The 15013-nt window shown below is 72.3% G+C and carries 13 protein-coding genes; 2 read left to right on the forward strand and 11 right to left on the reverse strand.

Features of this window, described 5'->3' with window-relative positions:
- The 7 genes from ACQKIP_RS22105 to ACQKIP_RS22135 form a co-directional block, all read right to left on the reverse strand.
- A partial coding sequence (locus ACQKIP_RS22105) for a serine/threonine-protein kinase (protein ID WP_427743853.1) occupies positions 1 to 994 on the reverse strand: 994 nt, incomplete at its 3' end.
- Complete coding sequence (locus ACQKIP_RS22110; protein WP_365859635.1) at positions 976 to 1929, reverse strand: oxygenase MpaB family protein; 954 nt, start codon at positions 1927 to 1929, stop codon at positions 976 to 978. The genes ACQKIP_RS22105 and ACQKIP_RS22110, both read right to left, overlap by 19 nt.
- 52 nt (positions 1930 to 1981) lie before the next feature.
- Positions 1982 to 3025 (reverse strand): 2-hydroxyacid dehydrogenase, encoded by a 1044-nt coding sequence (locus tag ACQKIP_RS22115; protein ID WP_365859637.1) that lies wholly within the window; start codon positions 3023 to 3025, stop codon positions 1982 to 1984.
- A 37-nt stretch (positions 3026 to 3062) separates the two neighbouring features.
- The gene (locus tag ACQKIP_RS22120) at positions 3063 to 3689 is read right to left on the reverse strand and encodes a histidine phosphatase family protein (RefSeq protein WP_365859639.1); all 627 of its coding nucleotides are present in this window, start codon (positions 3687 to 3689) and stop codon (positions 3063 to 3065) included.
- Positions 3686 to 5209, reverse strand: a complete 1524-nt coding sequence (locus tag ACQKIP_RS22125) for an FGGY-family carbohydrate kinase (RefSeq protein ID WP_365859641.1) — start codon at positions 5207 to 5209, stop codon at positions 3686 to 3688. Before ACQKIP_RS22125 ends, ACQKIP_RS22120 begins: the two co-directional genes overlap by 4 nt.
- Complete coding sequence (locus ACQKIP_RS22130) at positions 5202 to 6764, reverse strand: FGGY-family carbohydrate kinase (protein WP_365859643.1); 1563 nt, start codon at positions 6762 to 6764, stop codon at positions 5202 to 5204. The genes ACQKIP_RS22125 and ACQKIP_RS22130 overlap by 8 nt, the downstream gene beginning before the upstream one ends.
- Positions 6765 to 6829: 65 nt before the next feature.
- Positions 6830 to 8179: an MFS transporter gene (locus tag ACQKIP_RS22135; protein ID WP_365859645.1), complete on the reverse strand. Its 1350-nt coding sequence runs from the start codon at positions 8177 to 8179 to the stop codon at positions 6830 to 6832.
- Between the two features lie 252 nt (positions 8180 to 8431).
- Between ACQKIP_RS22135 and ACQKIP_RS22140 the strand changes: the two genes are divergently transcribed.
- Positions 8432 to 9232 (forward strand): DeoR/GlpR family DNA-binding transcription regulator, encoded by an 801-nt coding sequence (locus ACQKIP_RS22140; RefSeq protein ID WP_365859647.1) that lies wholly within the window; start codon positions 8432 to 8434, stop codon positions 9230 to 9232.
- On the opposite strand, the gene ACQKIP_RS22145 is transcribed toward ACQKIP_RS22140, so the two are convergent.
- The 4 genes from ACQKIP_RS22145 to ACQKIP_RS22160 form a co-directional block, all read right to left on the reverse strand.
- Positions 9211 to 9870: a TetR/AcrR family transcriptional regulator gene (locus tag ACQKIP_RS22145; RefSeq protein ID WP_365859649.1), complete on the reverse strand. Its 660-nt coding sequence runs from the start codon at positions 9868 to 9870 to the stop codon at positions 9211 to 9213. The two genes, ACQKIP_RS22140 and ACQKIP_RS22145, sit on opposite strands and share 22 nt — an antisense overlap.
- Before the next feature lie 45 nt (positions 9871 to 9915).
- A complete protein-coding gene (locus tag ACQKIP_RS22150) occupies positions 9916 to 11757 on the reverse strand; it encodes a bifunctional sugar phosphate isomerase/epimerase/4-hydroxyphenylpyruvate dioxygenase family protein (protein ID WP_365859651.1) in 1842 nt (613 codons plus the stop codon).
- Positions 11758 to 11887: 130 nt separating this feature from the next.
- On the reverse strand, positions 11888 to 12748 hold the full coding sequence (locus tag ACQKIP_RS22155) for a shikimate dehydrogenase (RefSeq protein WP_365859653.1): 861 nt from the start codon (positions 12746 to 12748) through the stop codon (positions 11888 to 11890).
- 89 nt (positions 12749 to 12837) lie between these two features.
- Positions 12838 to 14211: an MFS transporter gene (locus ACQKIP_RS22160; protein ID WP_365859654.1), complete on the reverse strand. Its 1374-nt coding sequence runs from the start codon at positions 14209 to 14211 to the stop codon at positions 12838 to 12840.
- A gap of 326 nt (positions 14212 to 14537) precedes the next feature.
- Between ACQKIP_RS22160 and ACQKIP_RS22165 the strand changes: the two genes are divergently transcribed.
- The coding region (locus ACQKIP_RS22165; RefSeq protein ID WP_427743858.1) for an RsbRD N-terminal domain-containing protein at positions 14538 to 15013 on the forward strand (476 nt) is incomplete at its 3' end.

The raw sequence follows: 15013 nt of genomic DNA on the forward strand, positions 1-15013 counted from the left end.
GTTCGGAGATGCCGTTCGCCTTGTGTCCCGTGGTCATGCCGCGGGTCCACGAGGGCAGCCGGGGCTCGCGGGAGGGCGGCTGTTCGGGGCGGCGCACGGGCGGGGTGACGACGGTGGGGACGTACGAGGGGACCACGGGGACGACGCTGCGGCCCGAGACGATGCGCCGCCCCAGTTCGCGGGCGTCGCCCGGCCGCTCGTCCGGCTCCTTGGCGAGCAGGTCGAGGACGATCCTCTCGAAGTACTCGGGCAGCTCGCCGCGGTGCCTGCGGGGCGGCTCAGGAACCGTGTCCCGGTGGCCGACGAGCACCGCCCAGGCGTCCTCCAGGTCGAACGGCGGCGCGCCGGTGGCGATCTCGTAGAGCACGCAGCCGAAGGAGTACAGGTCGCTGCGCTGGTCGACCTGGGCGCCGCTGATCTGCTCGGGCGACATGTAGTGCGGGGTGCCCATCGCGATGCCCGTGCCGGTCAGGCGCGAGGTGAAGCCGATGTCGGCGCCGAGCCTGGCGATGCCGAAGTCGCAGATCTTCACCGTGCCGTCGGTGAGCCGCATGATGTTCGCGGGCTTCAGGTCCCGGTGCACGATGCCCTGTTCATGGGTGTACGCGAGCGCCGCCGCGACCTGGTCGGCGATCTCCACGACGTCCGCGACGGGCAGCGGATGCTGCCGGTTGTCCTCCAGGAGCTGGCTGAGGTTGCGGCCTTCGAGCAGCTCCATGACCAGGTACAGGACGCCGTCGTGTTCCCCGAAGTCATGGACCACGGTGACGCCGCGGTGCTGCAGGGCCGCCGCGACGCGTGCCTCGCGCCGGAACCTCTCGCGCAGCACGCGGGTGAAGGACTGGTCGGTCTGGGGTCCCAGCGGCTTGAGGCACTTCACGGCGACCCTGCGTCCGAGGGATTCGTCGCGCGCACGCCACACTTCGCCCATGCCGCCGCGCCCGATCAGGTCCAGCAGCCGGTACCGGCCCTGGATCAGCCTGGTGTCCGCCATCTCCCGCCGTCGCCCCCGTTGCCTCGCTTCGCCCTCCCCGGCCCGTCCAGTATGGCTGCCCGCCTGTCGAGTTTGTACGGGGCAGGCCGGGCGCCGGGCCCGAGCCTGGCCATGGCGCGCAGAATGTGCTTCGGGGGAAGTTGCCAGCGTATACGCGCGGGGACGGTGCGCAGGATGGTGCCGGTGGTGACGAGCCGCCGGGTCACGGTGGCGGGCGGCGGGGCCGTCCTGCCGTACAGCGCGTGGGCGTAGGGCGGCAGCGAGGCGTACGCCAGATTCGCCACGCGCCGCCACAGCAGGGCGCGCGCCGGAACCAGCAGCGGGTGGGTCGGCGGGCGGCGCAGGAAGTCGTCGACGTCGCGTGCCTCGGGCCCCGCGGCCAGTTCGGGCCGCACCCGCTCGAAGTACGCGGCGAGTTCCGCCGTCGACGCCGGTACGCCGTCGGGGTCGAGGCCGACGAGCCGGGCGCTCTGGCGGTGTTCGTCGACGTAGGCGTCGGCGAGCTCGCCGGTCAGGCGGAAGCCGGACCGGCGGGCGACGTGCAGATAGGAGTCGATCTCGGCGCAGTGCACCCAGAGCAGCAGCTCGGGCTCGTCCACGCCGTACCGCTCCCCCGTGTCGGGGTCGGTGGCCGTCAGCATCGTGTGGATCTTCCGCACCCGCGCGCCCGCTTGCTCGGCGACCTCGGTGGTGCCGTACGTGGTGGTGCCCACGAAGCTCGCGGTGCGCATGAGGCGCCCCCAGGCGTCCTTGCGGAAGTCGGAGTTCTGCATGACGCCGCGGACCGCGCGGGGGTGCAGGGCCTGCAGATACAGGGCGCGTATCCCGGCGACCCACATCATCGGGTCGCCGTGCATCTGCCAGGTCACGGACGAGGGGCCGAACAGGCCCGGATCTCCCGGCGCCGGGTGCCCCGATGAGGATGCCTCGCGCATACAACCACCTCCTGATCGCAGGCTACGCCGCGCGGGCCCGTCTCAACCCGCCTCAACCCGCTCCGAGCACCTCGGGGTTGGCGCAGTGCGCGAGCGGTTCGCCGCGCAGGAAGCGGCCCACCTCCGCCGCCGCGATGCCCGCCGCCTTGTGCGCGACCTGCTGGCTGCCGCCGGCGATGTGCGGGGTGAGGACGACGCCGGGGGCGGAGAGGAGCCGGGAGTGCGCGGGCAGCGGCTCCTGGGGGAAGACGTCGAAGCCCGCGCCCGCCAGGTGCCCCGATTCCAGTGCGTCGCAGGCGGCGTCGTAGTCGAGCAGTGCCCCGCGGGCGCAGTTGACCAGGATCGCACCGCGGGGCATCGCGGCGATCTGCTCGCGGCCGATCATGCCCTTGGTCTCGTCGGTGACGCGGGCGTGCAGGGAGACGATGCGCGAGCGGCGCAGCAGTTCGTCGAGGGAGACCTGCCGCGCGACGTCGGCCAGCGCGTCGGGCCGTACGTAGGGGTCGTGCACGAGGACTTCGGCGCCCAGGGCGCACAGGACCTTGGCGACCCGGCTGCCGATGGCGCCGTAGCCGATCAGGCCGACGGTCGCGCCGTCGATCTCGATGCCGCAGTTGTCGTAGTCGTAGTAGTCGCCGCGCCAGGTGCCCTTGCGCAGGTCGGTGTGGGTGTCGCCGACACCGCGGGCGGCGGCGAGCAGCAGGGTGAGGGTGTGTTCGGCGGTGGCGGTGGCGTTGCGGCCGGGGGCGTAGCAGACGGCGACGCCGTGCCGCGTGGCCGCTTCGAGGTTGGCGTTGACCGGGCCGCCGCGGCTGGTGCAGAACAGCTTCAGGTCGGGGCATGCGGCGAGGATGCGCTCGGTGAGCGGGCCGTGTTCGGTGACGCAGATCCGGACGCCCTGGAGTGCTTCGATCATCTCCTCCTCGCTGCCGGATGCCTCGATGACCTCGGCGACGGGGCCGAAGGGGGTGTGCGGCCAGGGGAAGCGGAGCTCGCGGACGTCCAGCGGCAGTTCCCCGGCGGCGGCGCGCACGGCCTCGGCGAACAGGCCGGGGCGGATGAAGTGGTTGCCGGCGGCGAGGACGGTGGTGCTCATGGGTGAGTGTCTCCTGAGGGGCGGTGCGGGTGGCCGGTCAGTGGCGGGCGGAGCTGTGGGTGGTCGCGGGGGCGTTGAGCCGCAGCAGTGCGGTGTGCCCGTCCTCGACCCGGATCTCGGTGAGGGCGCCGTTGAACAGCTGCGGGAAGACCCGGCGGTAGTCGCCGAGGGGGATGCCGAGGAGGTGGCAGAGCAGGACGCGTACGAGGGTGGAGTGGGCGACCAGGAGGACCCTGCCGTGCGGCTCCTGCCGGGCGATGCCGGCCAGGCAGTCCGCGGCGCGTGCGGCGGCCTTGCGCGGGTCCTCGCCGCCGGGCAGGTGGTTGGCGACCGGGTCGTCGAGGAAGGCCGCGAGCTGCTCCGGAAATTGCTCGCGCATCTCGTCCCTGGTCAGTCCGTCGCCCCGGCCGAAGTCGAGTTCGCTCAGGCGCTCGTCGACGCGTGCGGGCAGCCCGCAGGCCGCGGCGGCGGGTTCGGCGGTGAGCCGGGCCCGGGAGAGCGGGGAGCTCCAGACCGCGCTGAGCCCCGCGGTGGCGGCCCACTCGGCGAGCGCGGCGGCCTGCCCGCGGCCGAGGTCGGTGAGGGGCACGTCGGTGCGTCCCGCGTAGCGGTTCTCCGCGTGCCAGACGGTTTCGCCGTGGCGTACGAGGATGAAGTCGGTCACTGGGCTGCCCTCCTGCGGGCGTGATCGGCCACGGCCCGGCTGAGCCAGCCGCGGCGGGTGAGTTCGTCGGTGAAGCGGAGGTAGACGGGCAGGTAGCGGGCGGTGCGGGCCGGTGACGGGCGGATCTCCTCGCCTGCTCCGACCATGGCGGCGGCTGCTTCCTGAAGGCTCGCTCCACCGGAGGTGGCGGCGAGGACCGCCATGCCGACGGCGCCCTCGGCCTGTTCCGGCAGGCGTACGGGACGCCCGAGGACCTCGGCGCGCAGCCGGCACCAGTAGCGGTTGCGGGCGCCGCCGCCGGTGAGGGTCAGCGGGCCGTCGACGGGGGCGCCGAGGTGGTCGAGGTAGTCGAGGCAGAGGCGTTCCAGGCAGGCGACGCCGAGGAGATACGCGTGGAACTCGGCGGCGCGGGAGGGGACTTCGCCGAGGAGGAAGGGCTCGGCTTCCGGGGCGCGGAAGGGGAAGCGTTCGCCGCCGGCGGAGACCAGGGGGTAGGCGACCGCGTCCGGGTCGAGGGCCGCGGCCTCCTTGGTGAGCGCGGCAAGGCCGTCGCCGTCCTCGCCGTGGAAGTGCCGGGAGATGACGCCGGCGCCGCTGCTCGACGCACCGCCCGGCAGCCAGGTGTCGCCGGGGCCGCGGTGACAGTACACGACGCCCTCCGGGTCGCGGACCAGGTGTGTGCTGGTGCCCTTGAGGACGAGGGTGGTGCCGAGCACCGAGTTCCAGGCGCCCGGTTCCAGGGCTCCGGCGCCGATCTGGGCGGCGCAGCCGTCGGTCATGCCGGCGACGAGGGTGGTGCCCTCGGGGATGCCGGTGGCTTCCGCGGCGGCGGCGCACACGGTGCCGAGCACACCGCCGGGGCGCACGACGTGGGGCAGCATGCCTTCGGGGACGCCCAGTTCGGCCATGACCTGGCGCGGCCAGCGCTCCTCGACGAGGTGGTAGCCGGTCTTGAGGGCGTGGCTGGCGTCGGCGGCCACCTGGTGTCCGGCGAGCCGCCAGGTGATCAGGTCGACCTGGTGCAGCAGCCGGACGCCCGCGGCGGACGCGGCGGGCTCGTGGTCCAGGAGCCAGTGCAGCTTGGGCAGCGCCCAGGACGGCTGCATGCTGCGGTAGCCGAGCTCCCGCCAGACCTCCCCGCCCGCTTCGTTGACGGTCACCGCCTGGTCGGCGGCGCGCCCGTCGTCGTACATCAGGCCGGGGGTGAGCGGACGGCCCGTCGCGTCGGCGAGCAGGATCGTCCCGGAGGTGCCGTCGACGGCCAGCCCGCGGACGCGCCGGGCGTCGAGCCCGGCCAGGGCCTCGCGGCAGGCGGCGGCAAGGGCGCTCCACCACTGCTCGGGGTCCTGTTCGTGCCGTAGGCCGTCACGGTGACTGGTCAGCGGCCGGGAGGCGGCGGCAAGCAGCCGTCCGGTGCCGTCGACGGCGACACAGCGTGCGCTCTGGGTGCCGAGGTCGAGGCCCAGCCAGATGCCGTCGAGCCGGTCGGGCGGTCGGTCGGCGGAACGGGTCTCAGACATGGGTGCCTCCCGGGGTGGTGCGGATACTGTCGCCGTCGTACGGGGGTGCTTGCGGCCCCGCGGTGCCGCTGCCCCGCCAGAGCGCGCCGCCGCGCCAGCCGGATTCGCGCGCGATGGTCCGCCGGTCGGTGAAGTCCTCGTACAGGGCGGCGTAGAACTGCGCGCGTTCCGGGTCGGGTTCCCAACTGCTCTGCATGCGGACGTACTTGGCGGCGGCCGTGTGCATGCTGCTCTCGGCGCCGGAGCGGACGAGGCCGGTGAGGAAGGCGCCCTTGGCGCCCAGTTCGGTGTCACCAGAGCGGGCGGTCGGCACGCCCGTCGCATCGGCGATCAGCGCGCACCACGCGTCGCTGTTGGCGCCCCCGCCGCACAGCCGCAGCTCGCTGATCTCCGTACGGGCGGCGGCCAGCGAGTCGCGCAGGACCAGCGAGAGTCCGTCGAAGACGGCGCGGGCCAGGTCGGCGCGCGAGTGTTCCAGGGACATGCCCCAGAAGGAGCCGCGGGCGTGCGGGTCGAGGAACGGCGCGCGTTCGCCCGCCGGGGAGAGGTAGGGCAGGAACAGCAGACCGCGGGCTCCGGGCTCCGACTCGAAGGCGAGGCGCGCGAGGTCCGGCGGCCCGGCCAGACCCAGCATCTGCGCCGACCAGCCGAGCACTTCGGCGCCGTTGAGGGTGGGGAAGGCGCGCAGGACCCGTTCGCGGCCGCGGTAGGCGATGTTGATGCCGGAGGGTTCGCCGCTGGTGTCCACGTCCGTGCGGACGATCTCCGTACACAGGGTGGTGCCGAGGATGCTGCACGCCTGGCCGGGGTTGACCACGCCGACACCGCGGGCGGTGGCGGCGATGTCGTACGGCGACATCACCACCGGCAGCCCGGCGGGCAGGCCCAGTTGGCCCGCGGCCTCGGCGGTGATCTCGGCGATGCGCTCCGACTCGCCGAGGACGGTGGGCAGCAGCCTGCGGTAGGCGCTCAGCCCGAACAGGTCGAGGATCTGCGGGTCGTAGTCCCCGGTGGCGTGGTCGAGGAAGGGCGCCGACGCGTCCGATTCGTCGCAGGCGCGGACGCCGGTGAGGCGCAGGAAGAGCCAGCCCGCGGCGGTGAGCGAGGTGTGGGAGCGCGCCAGGCGGTCCGGGTCGTGGGCGGCGAGCCAGCTGAAGAGGGCATTGGGCATGCCGGCGCAGGTCAGCGAGCCGTTGCGGCGGAAGGCCGCTTCGAGGACGCCCTCGCGCTGCCAGTCGGCGAGCAGGTCCCCCGCGCGGCCGTCGGACCACAGGATCGCGGGTCCCGTGGGGTGGCCGTCCGCGTCGACGAGCCAGGCGCCGTCGCCCTGCGCGGTGAAGGACACCAGCCAGACCGGGTCGTCGAGGCCGGACAGGGCGCTGCGGACGGTGTGCACGACGGCGTTCCAGACGGCGTCCATGTCCTGCTCCGCCCAGCCCGGGTGGGGCCGCAGGACCTCGGTGGCGAGCCGGGAGACCGCGATCTCCCTGCCCTGGTCGTCGAAGACGACCGACTTGATCATTGTGGTGCCGACGTCGATGGTCAGTACGGACATCGGTCAAGTCCTTTCACGTCGGGGCACGTCAGGGCACTTCGGGGCCTGTCGGGAGCACGCCGTGGTCAGGCCGGGGCCGATACGGAGGCGGGCGCGGCGCCCGGCGGGACACCGGCCGTCTCCGCCGTGTCTGCCGTGCCCGCCGACTCCGCCATGCCCGCCGTGTCCGCGTCGTCCGGCAGCTTCAGGAAGAGCGCGAGCACGGTGCTCACCGCATGCATCCCCGCGAAAATCCACACCACCCCTGTGACGCCGAGCGGTCCGACGAAGGCGGCGACGATCGCGGGGCCGACGAAGGTGCTGGCTCCCGCGCCCAGGTTGAGCGCGGCGAGCGCCTGCCCCTTGTGCCGCGGTTCCAGCGAGGGCACCAAGGCCGAAAGCGGTACATAACCGGCCAGCGTAGCGCCGTAGAAGGCGGCGGCCGCCAGGGCGAGCGGGAAGTTGTCGCCCGCCGCGTCCGGGACGTAGAAGAGCAGCAGGGTGCTGACGGTGCAGCCCGCTCCGCCGCACCAGGCGATGGTCCTGCGCCAGCCGAACCGGTCGCCCACCACGCCGAACAGCAGGTTGGCGAAGATGTTGGTCGCGAACATCGCGCTCAGCAGGTGCAGCCACTCGGTCAGGCTGAAGCCGACCGTGTTCGTGAAGTGGATCGGCATGATCACGAAGAAGCCGAACTGCGAGGCCGTGTTGATGACCCGCGCGAGCGATCCGGCGCCGACCCGGGGATTGCGCCACAGGACGGTGACGCTGCCGAGCAGCGTGGCCAGCGGCCCGTCCCCCGCGCCGCGCGGCTGCCTGCCGCCCCGCTCGTCACGGACCAGCAGCAGGGTGATGAGCCCGCCCGCGGCCACCAGGGCCAGCGCGGACCACAGCGTGGCGTACGCGCCGATCTGCGGGATGAGCCCGCTGGCGACCAGTGAGCCGAGGGTGGGCAGGCCGCCGGTGAAGGCGAACCAGAACCAGCCCATGGCCGTGCCGAGCCGGGCGCGCGGCGCGACCGAGGCGATCCACACCAAAAACCCGTAGGCGAACAGCGGATAGCCCAGGCCCCGCAGGCCGTAGCCGAGCATCATCAGCGGATAGCTGGTCATGGGGATCGCGAGGACGAGGAAGAGGAGCTGGAAGACGCCCCAGATGCCCAGGCCGGTCCACATGACGCGGCGCGGGCCCCACAGGTCGGACAGCACCCCGGAGAGCCAGGCGGCGATGGCCGCGGCGGCGCCGTAGACGGTGAACAGCAGCGCGACCCGCGGCTGCGAGATGCCCTCGTCGATCAGGTACGGCGAGAGGTAACCGGACTCGACCCCGTCTCCGATCATGAAGAGGAGCAGACCGAGGTAGCCCCAGGCGAGGGTCGGCGGGATGCCCAGGCGTGTGATCAGTGAACGCGGCGGAGAGGGCGGGGGTGTCGGCATCGACGCTCCCCTTTCTGCGGCGGGGGCAGGAGGGACGGACGAGCCGATGGAACAGGTGGCCGGAAAGGCGAGTCAATGGCGGCCGGAATCTTCCCACCAGGGCGGCGACCTGCCGTGTTGTGTCGCACCGGAGCCGCTCGCGGACGCCGCCCTCTTCCGCGCGGTCGCGTTAAATCCGTGCGAACATAACGCGGCGAGTTCACACACGTGCCGCGTACGGCACGGGGCACGGACACCGGAGGGAGCGCTGCGATGGACCGGGTCGAGGCCCAGGAGGAGCGGCGGCGCCAGATGCGTGAGGCCGTCGTCGGGCGCGGCTTCGTGCGCACCGCGGACCTCGCCGGGGAGTTCGGCGTCAGCCTGATGACCGCACACCGCGACCTGGACGCCTTGCAGGCCCAGGGGTGGCTGCGGAAGGTGCGAGGGGGCGCGACCGGCCTTCCCTCCGCGCAGTTCCACGGCGGCTTCGCGGAGCGCATGGCCACCATGGCGCAGACCAAGCAGCTCCTCGCGCGGGCCGCCGCGACGCTCCTGGTGCCCGGGCAGACGGTGCTGCTCGACGACAGCACGACCTGTCTGCTGCTCGCGCACCAGGCCGCCGAGCACACCCCGCTGACGGTCATCACCAACTCGCTGCCGGCCGTCACCACGCTCGCGAAGGAACCCGGCATCTCGCTGATCACGCTGGGCGGCGCGTACTTCCCGGCGTACGACGCGTTCATGGGCCTGCACACCGCGGACGCGGTCCGTGCCTTCAGGGCCGATGTGCTCTTCATGTCGACGACGGCCGTCACCAACGGCCGCTGCTACCACACTTCACCGGAAACGGTGCAGGTCAAGCGGGCGATGATGGAGTGTGCCGCGCGCCGGGTGCTTGTCGCGGACCACACCAAGTTCTGCAAGGACGGGCTGTATTCGCTGGCGCCGCTGACCGACTTCGATGTGCTGGTCGTGGACGACGGCCTCGCGCCCGAGCAGGTACGTGCGGTGCGCGCGGGCGGCACCGAGGTGCTGGTGGTGCCGACGCGCGATCAGGCGGGCGACGTCAAGTAGGAGATGACCATGTCTCCCAGCATCGTCCGGTAGTGCTCGCGCCGGGACGCCTCGGTCAGGTCACGGCCGAACAGCGCACGGAACGTCTGCCGGTTGGAGACCCGGAAGAAGCAGAACGAGCTGATCATCGCGTGCAGGTCGACGGCGTCCACGTCGGCCGTGAACACACCTTGCTCACGGCCGGCTTCGAGGATGGAGGCGATGACGTCGATCGCCGGGGAGCTGAGCGAACCGAGGCTCTCCGAGGCGGCGATGTGCTGCGCCTCGTGGATGTTCTCGATGCTGACGAGACGGATGAAGTCCGGGTGCGCCTCGTGGTGGTCGAAGGTCAGCCCGGCCAGGCGGCGGATGGCGGACACCGGGTCCAGATGTCCGACGTCGAGCTGCTGCTCCTCGTCCCGGATGACCTTGTACGCCCGCTCGAGGACCGCGGTGAACAGCTGGTCCTTGCTGCCGAAGTAGTAGTAGATCATCCGCTTCGTGGTGCGCATGCGGGCGGCGATCTCGTCCACCCTGGCCCCCGCGTACCCCATACGGGCGAACTCCTCGGTGGCCACGTCGAGGATCTCCCCCTGCGTACGGGCCGCGTCCCTGGTTCGCTTGGCGGGCGGGGACGGCTGGGGTACGGCGGCGGCCATGCAGCTCCTCGGGGCGGACTCTCCGGCCGGCCAGTCTAATGCCGGCTATGGCTGGTGAAGATGCTGGGCGGCGAGCCGTACGGCCGCATTCGACGCCCCGTATCCCCGATAGCCGCCGGTCCGCTGCACCAGCTCGAAGAAGACCCGCCCGACCGTGGCGGTGTAGCAGTGGAGGAACTCACCGTTCGCGTCCCGGTCGTAGAGGATCCCGAGGTCCGCAAGGACGGCAAGACGCTGCGGATCCAGCGCGTGGCGGGCATCGAGGTCGTCGTAGTAGTTGGCCGAGATCGGCAGCAGGTCCGCGCCCTGTTCGCGCAGGCGCCGGGCGGCGCCGACGATGTCGTCCGTCGCGAGCGCGATGTGCTGGAGGCGGGCGCCGTCGGCGTCCGGCGCGGGCGCGACGTTGAGGACGATGCGCACACCGCCGTCGGGCGACGCGACGGCCCGGCTGCGCACGAGTCCGTAGGGGTCGGCCAGGTCGAGGCTGTCGTCCGCCTCCAGGCCGAGGACGCCCCGGTGGAACAGCGACGCCTCGTCGAACTGGTGCCAGGGCTGGGTGAGCGCGATGTGGTCGATGCGGCGTACGGTCCCGGCCGGTTCGTCCGGCTCCTCCGGCCCCTTCAGCCCCTCAGGCCCCTCGGGCCCTTCCGGCAGGGCACGCGGTGGTACGGCCGTGAAGTCGCCGGTCCAGCTGGGGTGGTCGGACTGTCCGGTGCGGCAGAAGAAGACCTCGGTGCCGTCGGGTGCAGCCACGGCGTCCAGCGGGGCGTCGCCGGGGCCCCGGCGACGCGGCACCACGGGTGCGAGTACCGCCTCGGCGCGCCGCGCGGCTCCCTGTGGGCGGGAGGTCTCCACGCCGATCGCGGTGAGCGCGGAATCCTGACGGCGTCCGCTGACACCGGTGTTGAGCAGGATCCGGGCCTCCCCCTGCTCCCACAGCTCGACCGGCTTCCAGGTGTGCCGTGCGGTCTGGGCGAAGCCCAGGGCGCCGAGCACCGCGCGCAGCGGTTCGGTGTCGGCGGCGGTCAGCTCGGCGAACGCGAAGCCGGAGGGCACGGGCGCGGCGGGCAGCGCGGACAGACCGGCCGACTCTTCGAGCAGGAGCAGCGAGCGCAGCGCGTCGACGGCGGTGGAGGCGGCCCCCGCCTGCCGGAAGACGTCGTTGAACACTTCGAGCGACAGGGGCCCTTGGTATCCGGCCTTCACCGTGGCGGCGACCAGGGGTGCGAGGTCGAATCCGCCCTGGCCGGGGAAGCAGCGGTAGTGCCTGCTCCACTGCAGGACGTCCATCGCCATCAGCGGCGCGTCCGCCAGTTGCAGGAAGAAGATCTTCTCGCCGGGGATGTCCGCGATGCCCCGGGGGTCGGACCCGCGGGAGAGGATGTGGAAGCTGTCGAGGCAGGTGCCCAGGGCCGGGTGGTCCGCCTGCTCGACGATCCGCCACGCGTGGTCGTACGTGCTGACGTGCCGGCCCCAGGCCAGCGCCTCGTAGGCGATACGGATGCCGTGGTCCGCCGCCCGGTCGGCGAGCAGGCGCAGCTGTTCGGCGGCGAGCGCGTCATCGTCCACCGCGTCGGCGGCGACGCTGGAGCAGACGAGGAGCAGGTCGGCTCCCAGGCGCTCCATCACGGCGAACTTGCGTTCCGCGCGCCGCAGGTTGCGGGCGAGGACGTCGGCGGGGACGGCTTCGAAGTCGCGGAACGGCTGGTAGAGGTCGATGCCCAGGCCCAGATCGGCGCAGCGCAACCGCACCTCCTCGGGGCTGAGCGGACCGCCGAGGAGGTCGTTCTCGAAGATCTCCACGCCGTCGAAACCGGCGGTGGCGACGGCGGTGAGTTTCTCGGAGAGCGGGCCGCTGAGCGAGACGGTGGCGATCGATGTGCGCATGGTGTCCTTCTGTCGGGCCGGTAGCTGTCCGGCCGGGAGCTGTCCGGCCCGGGCTGTCGGGCCAAAGGCCGTCCGGCCCGGGGCTGTCGGGCCACAAGCCGTCCGGCCGTAACGGTCGGGCCGGGTGCCGTCAGGCCGGGAAGGCGGCCAGATCGCCGAAGTCGGCGAGCATCGGTCCGGTGTGCGGTTCGAGTCCGGTGAAGAGCCGGAAGGCGTCGGCCGCCTGGAAGACGGCCATGCCGCCGCCGTCGAGGGTGCGGCAGCCGATGGCGCGCGCCTCGCGCAACAGCTCGGTCTCCAAAGGCCGGTAGACGACTTCGGCCACCCAGAGATCCGGCCTGAGCAGCGCGACCGGCAGCGGCAGGCCGGGGTGGGCGGCCATGCCGGTCGGTGTGGCGTGCACCAGGCCGTCCGCGGCGGCTAGGCACCGGGCCATCGCACCGCTCGGCGCGGACACCGCACGCCCTGCCCCGAAGCGCGCGGTGAGCGCCGCGGCGAGGGCGGCGGAGCGGCCCTGGTCGGTGTCGACCAGGGTGACCCGGTCGACGCCGAGGTTGAGCAGTGCGTGCGCCACGGCGGCGCCCGCCCCGCCCGCGCCGAGCTGTACGACGTCACCGGTCGGCGCATCGGCCAGGCCGCGGGCGAAGGACTGGGCGAAGCCGGTGGCGTCGGTGTTGTGCCCGATGGCGCGGCCGCCCCGGAAGACGACGGTGTTCACGGCGCCGAGCCGGGCCGCCTCGGGGGCGAGCTCGTCCAGGTGCTCGATGACCAGCTGCTTGCAGGGGTGGGTGATGTTAAGCCCGTCGAAGCCGAACCGGCGGGCGGCGTGCAGCAGTTCGCCGACGGCCTCGGGGGCCACGCCCAAGGCGTCGATGTCGAGGGTGCGGTAGACCAGGCGCACGCCGTGCCGGTCCGCCTCCCGTTCGTGCAGGGCGGGGCTCAGGGAGGGGCCGATACCGGAGCCGATCAGGCCGGTGAGGTACGAGGTCATCAAGGGTTCCTGTGGGTCGGCTTGGCGCTGTGGGTCGCGATGTCGCGCTGTGCGCGAGGGTTCTGGGGGCTTCAGAGGCTTCGGAGGCTTCAGAGGGCTGCCGCCTCCGGCGTCTTCGCCGGCGTTTTCGTCCCGGCGCCGCGCATCCCGAGTCCGGCCGTGGGCACGCGGTGCGTCTCGCGCCCGGTGGCCACGGCGATCGCGCAGATCGCGCAGAACACGGCGGTGAAGATGGCGACGCCGAGCCAGTTGTCGCCGTCCGGGCCCGCGATCTGCGCCGCGAAGGTCACCGCGAAGCCGGCGACGGCGAATCCGATCTGGGTGCCGACGGCCATGCCCGAGAGCCGGACCCTGGCCGGGAACATCTCGCCGTAGAAGGAGGGCCAGATGCCGTTGGCCGCGCTGTAGACGACGCCGAAGAGGAGCAGTCCGGTGACGAAGACCAGCGGGTAGCTGCCGGTCGAGATCGCCCACAGATAGACGAAGATCATCACTCCGCTGCCGAGCGCGCCGACGAGGAAGACGGGCTTGCGGCCGATCCGGTCCGAGAGCCTGGCCCACAGCGGGATGGCGAGCAGGGCCACCGCGTTGGCGCTGCCCGCGACCCAGAGCATGCCCGTCTTGTCGAGGCCGACCGCGTCACTCGTGGCGTACGCGAGGGCCCAGACGGAGAAGATCGTGCTGACCGTCGCGATCAGTGCCGCAGCGACCACCCGCAGGACGTCGGTCCAGTGGTCCCTGAGCAGCTCGGCCAGCGGCATCTTGGCCACCTGCTCGTCGGCCGACACCTGCTGGAAGACGGGGGTCTCCTCCAGGGTGCGGCGGATGACGTAGCCGGCGACGGCGACGACAGCGCTCAGCAGGAACGGGATGCGCCAGCCCCAGGTGTACAGCTGCTCGTCCGGCAGAGCGGCGACCGGCAGGAACACCAGGGTCGCCAGGAGCTGTCCGGCCTGGGTGCCGTTGAGGGTGAAGCTCGTGTAGTAGCCGCGCCGGTGTTCGGGCGCGTGCTCGAGGGTCATCGCGTTGGCGCTGGCCTGCTCGCCGGCCGCGGACAGGCCCTGGAACACCCGCATCAGCACGAGCAGCACCGGAGCGACGGTGCCGACCTGCGCGTACGTGGGCAGGCAGCCGATGAGGAAGGTGGAGAGCCCCATCAGGATCAGCGTCCAGACCATGATCTTGCGGCGGCCGAGCCGGTCGCCGAAGTGGCCGAGGACGAGGGCGCCCAGGGGGCGGGCGGCGTAGGCGACGCCGAAGGTCGCCAGCGAGATCAGGGTGGCGGTGGCCGGGTCGTCCGGGTCGAAGAAGACCTTGGGGAAGACCAGGGCGGCGGCGCTGCCGTAGATGAAGAAGTCGTAGTACTCGAGGGCGCTGCCGATCCAGGCGGCGAAGGCGGCCTTGCGCGGCCTGCCCTGTGGCGGCGCGGCCGGGGCCCGGTCGTCCTGCGGGTGAGCGGACACGTGAACTCCTCGGTGGAGAGCGGCCCGGCGGTGTGGGGTCGCGGCGGGTCGCGGGGGACGGGGGCCGGCGCCGCGGAGGGGGCGCCGGTACGGGTGGCGAGCGGTGCGCACCCGGCACGTGCTGTAGTTAACGCACTAGATAGTTAATTAACGTGGAAGCGATGCTGGCCCACCCCCCGGGCCGTGTCAATACATCACGCCGTAACAGACGACAGACACAGCGGAACCCGGATCGGTGAGCTTCGCCGGATCGGGCCACTCGCCGCATCACCGTGCCGTACGCTGCGGCGCTAGGTCGGATATGACTAAAAATGGGGAGTAGTCACGTGGCTGAACAGGGCAGTGCGGGCGAGTTGGTGGGGTTGCTGTCGGTCAAGGACCGTGACGTGGCCGGGGAATGGGTGCAGCAGGTCCTCGGCACGCTCAAGGGCCGCGTGAGTGCTGCCGAACTGGGCCGGGAGCTGGGCGAGTTGCACGAAGCGCTCGTGCAGGCGCTGACGCAGGGCGCGGCCGATGTGCACGGGGAGCAGATGTCGGAGGTGCGGGCCCTCTTGACGGAGCTGTCGAGGAACCGGGCCCGGCAGGGTTTCTCGCCCACGGAGACGGCGGTCAGCGTCTTCGCGCTGAAACAGGTCCTGGAACCCGTGCTCCAGGACGGGTCCGCCGACGAGATCCGCGCCTTCGGACGCCTCAGCCGCGTCCTGGACGGGCTCGGCCTGTTCACGATCGAGACGTACACACGCACCCGTGAGGAGCTCATCTCCGCACAGGCCGAGCAGCTGATGGAGCTGTCCACACCCGT

Origin of the sequence: Streptomyces sp. NPDC059900, from assembly GCF_050270335.1 — a bacterium.
Classification (GTDB): domain Bacteria; phylum Actinomycetota; class Actinomycetes; order Streptomycetales; family Streptomycetaceae; genus Streptomyces.

Bases quoted from the DNA above. Each gene is read 5' to 3' on its own strand.
- ACQKIP_RS22110 (WP_365859635.1), bottom strand. From the start codon at position 1,929: ATGCGCGAGGCATCCTCATCGGGGCACCCGGCGCCGGGAGATCCGGGC.
- ACQKIP_RS22115 (WP_365859637.1), bottom strand. From the start codon at position 3,025: ATGAGCACCACCGTCCTCGCCGCCGGCAACCACTTCATCCGCCCCGGC.
- ACQKIP_RS22125 (WP_365859641.1), bottom strand. From the start codon at position 5,209: ATGTCTGAGACCCGTTCCGCCGACCGACCGCCCGACCGGCTCGACGGC.
- ACQKIP_RS22130 (WP_365859643.1), bottom strand. From the start codon at position 6,764: ATGTCCGTACTGACCATCGACGTCGGCACCACAATGATCAAGTCGGTC.
- ACQKIP_RS22135 (WP_365859645.1), bottom strand. From the start codon at position 8,179: ATGCCGACACCCCCGCCCTCTCCGCCGCGTTCACTGATCACACGCCTG.
- ACQKIP_RS22140 (WP_365859647.1), top strand. From the start codon at position 8,432: ATGGACCGGGTCGAGGCCCAGGAGGAGCGGCGGCGCCAGATGCGTGAG.
- ACQKIP_RS22145 (WP_365859649.1), bottom strand. From the start codon at position 9,870: ATGGCCGCCGCCGTACCCCAGCCGTCCCCGCCCGCCAAGCGAACCAGG.
- ACQKIP_RS22150 (WP_365859651.1), bottom strand. From the start codon at position 11,757: ATGCGCACATCGATCGCCACCGTCTCGCTCAGCGGCCCGCTCTCCGAG.
- ACQKIP_RS22155 (WP_365859653.1), bottom strand. From the start codon at position 12,748: ATGACCTCGTACCTCACCGGCCTGATCGGCTCCGGTATCGGCCCCTCC.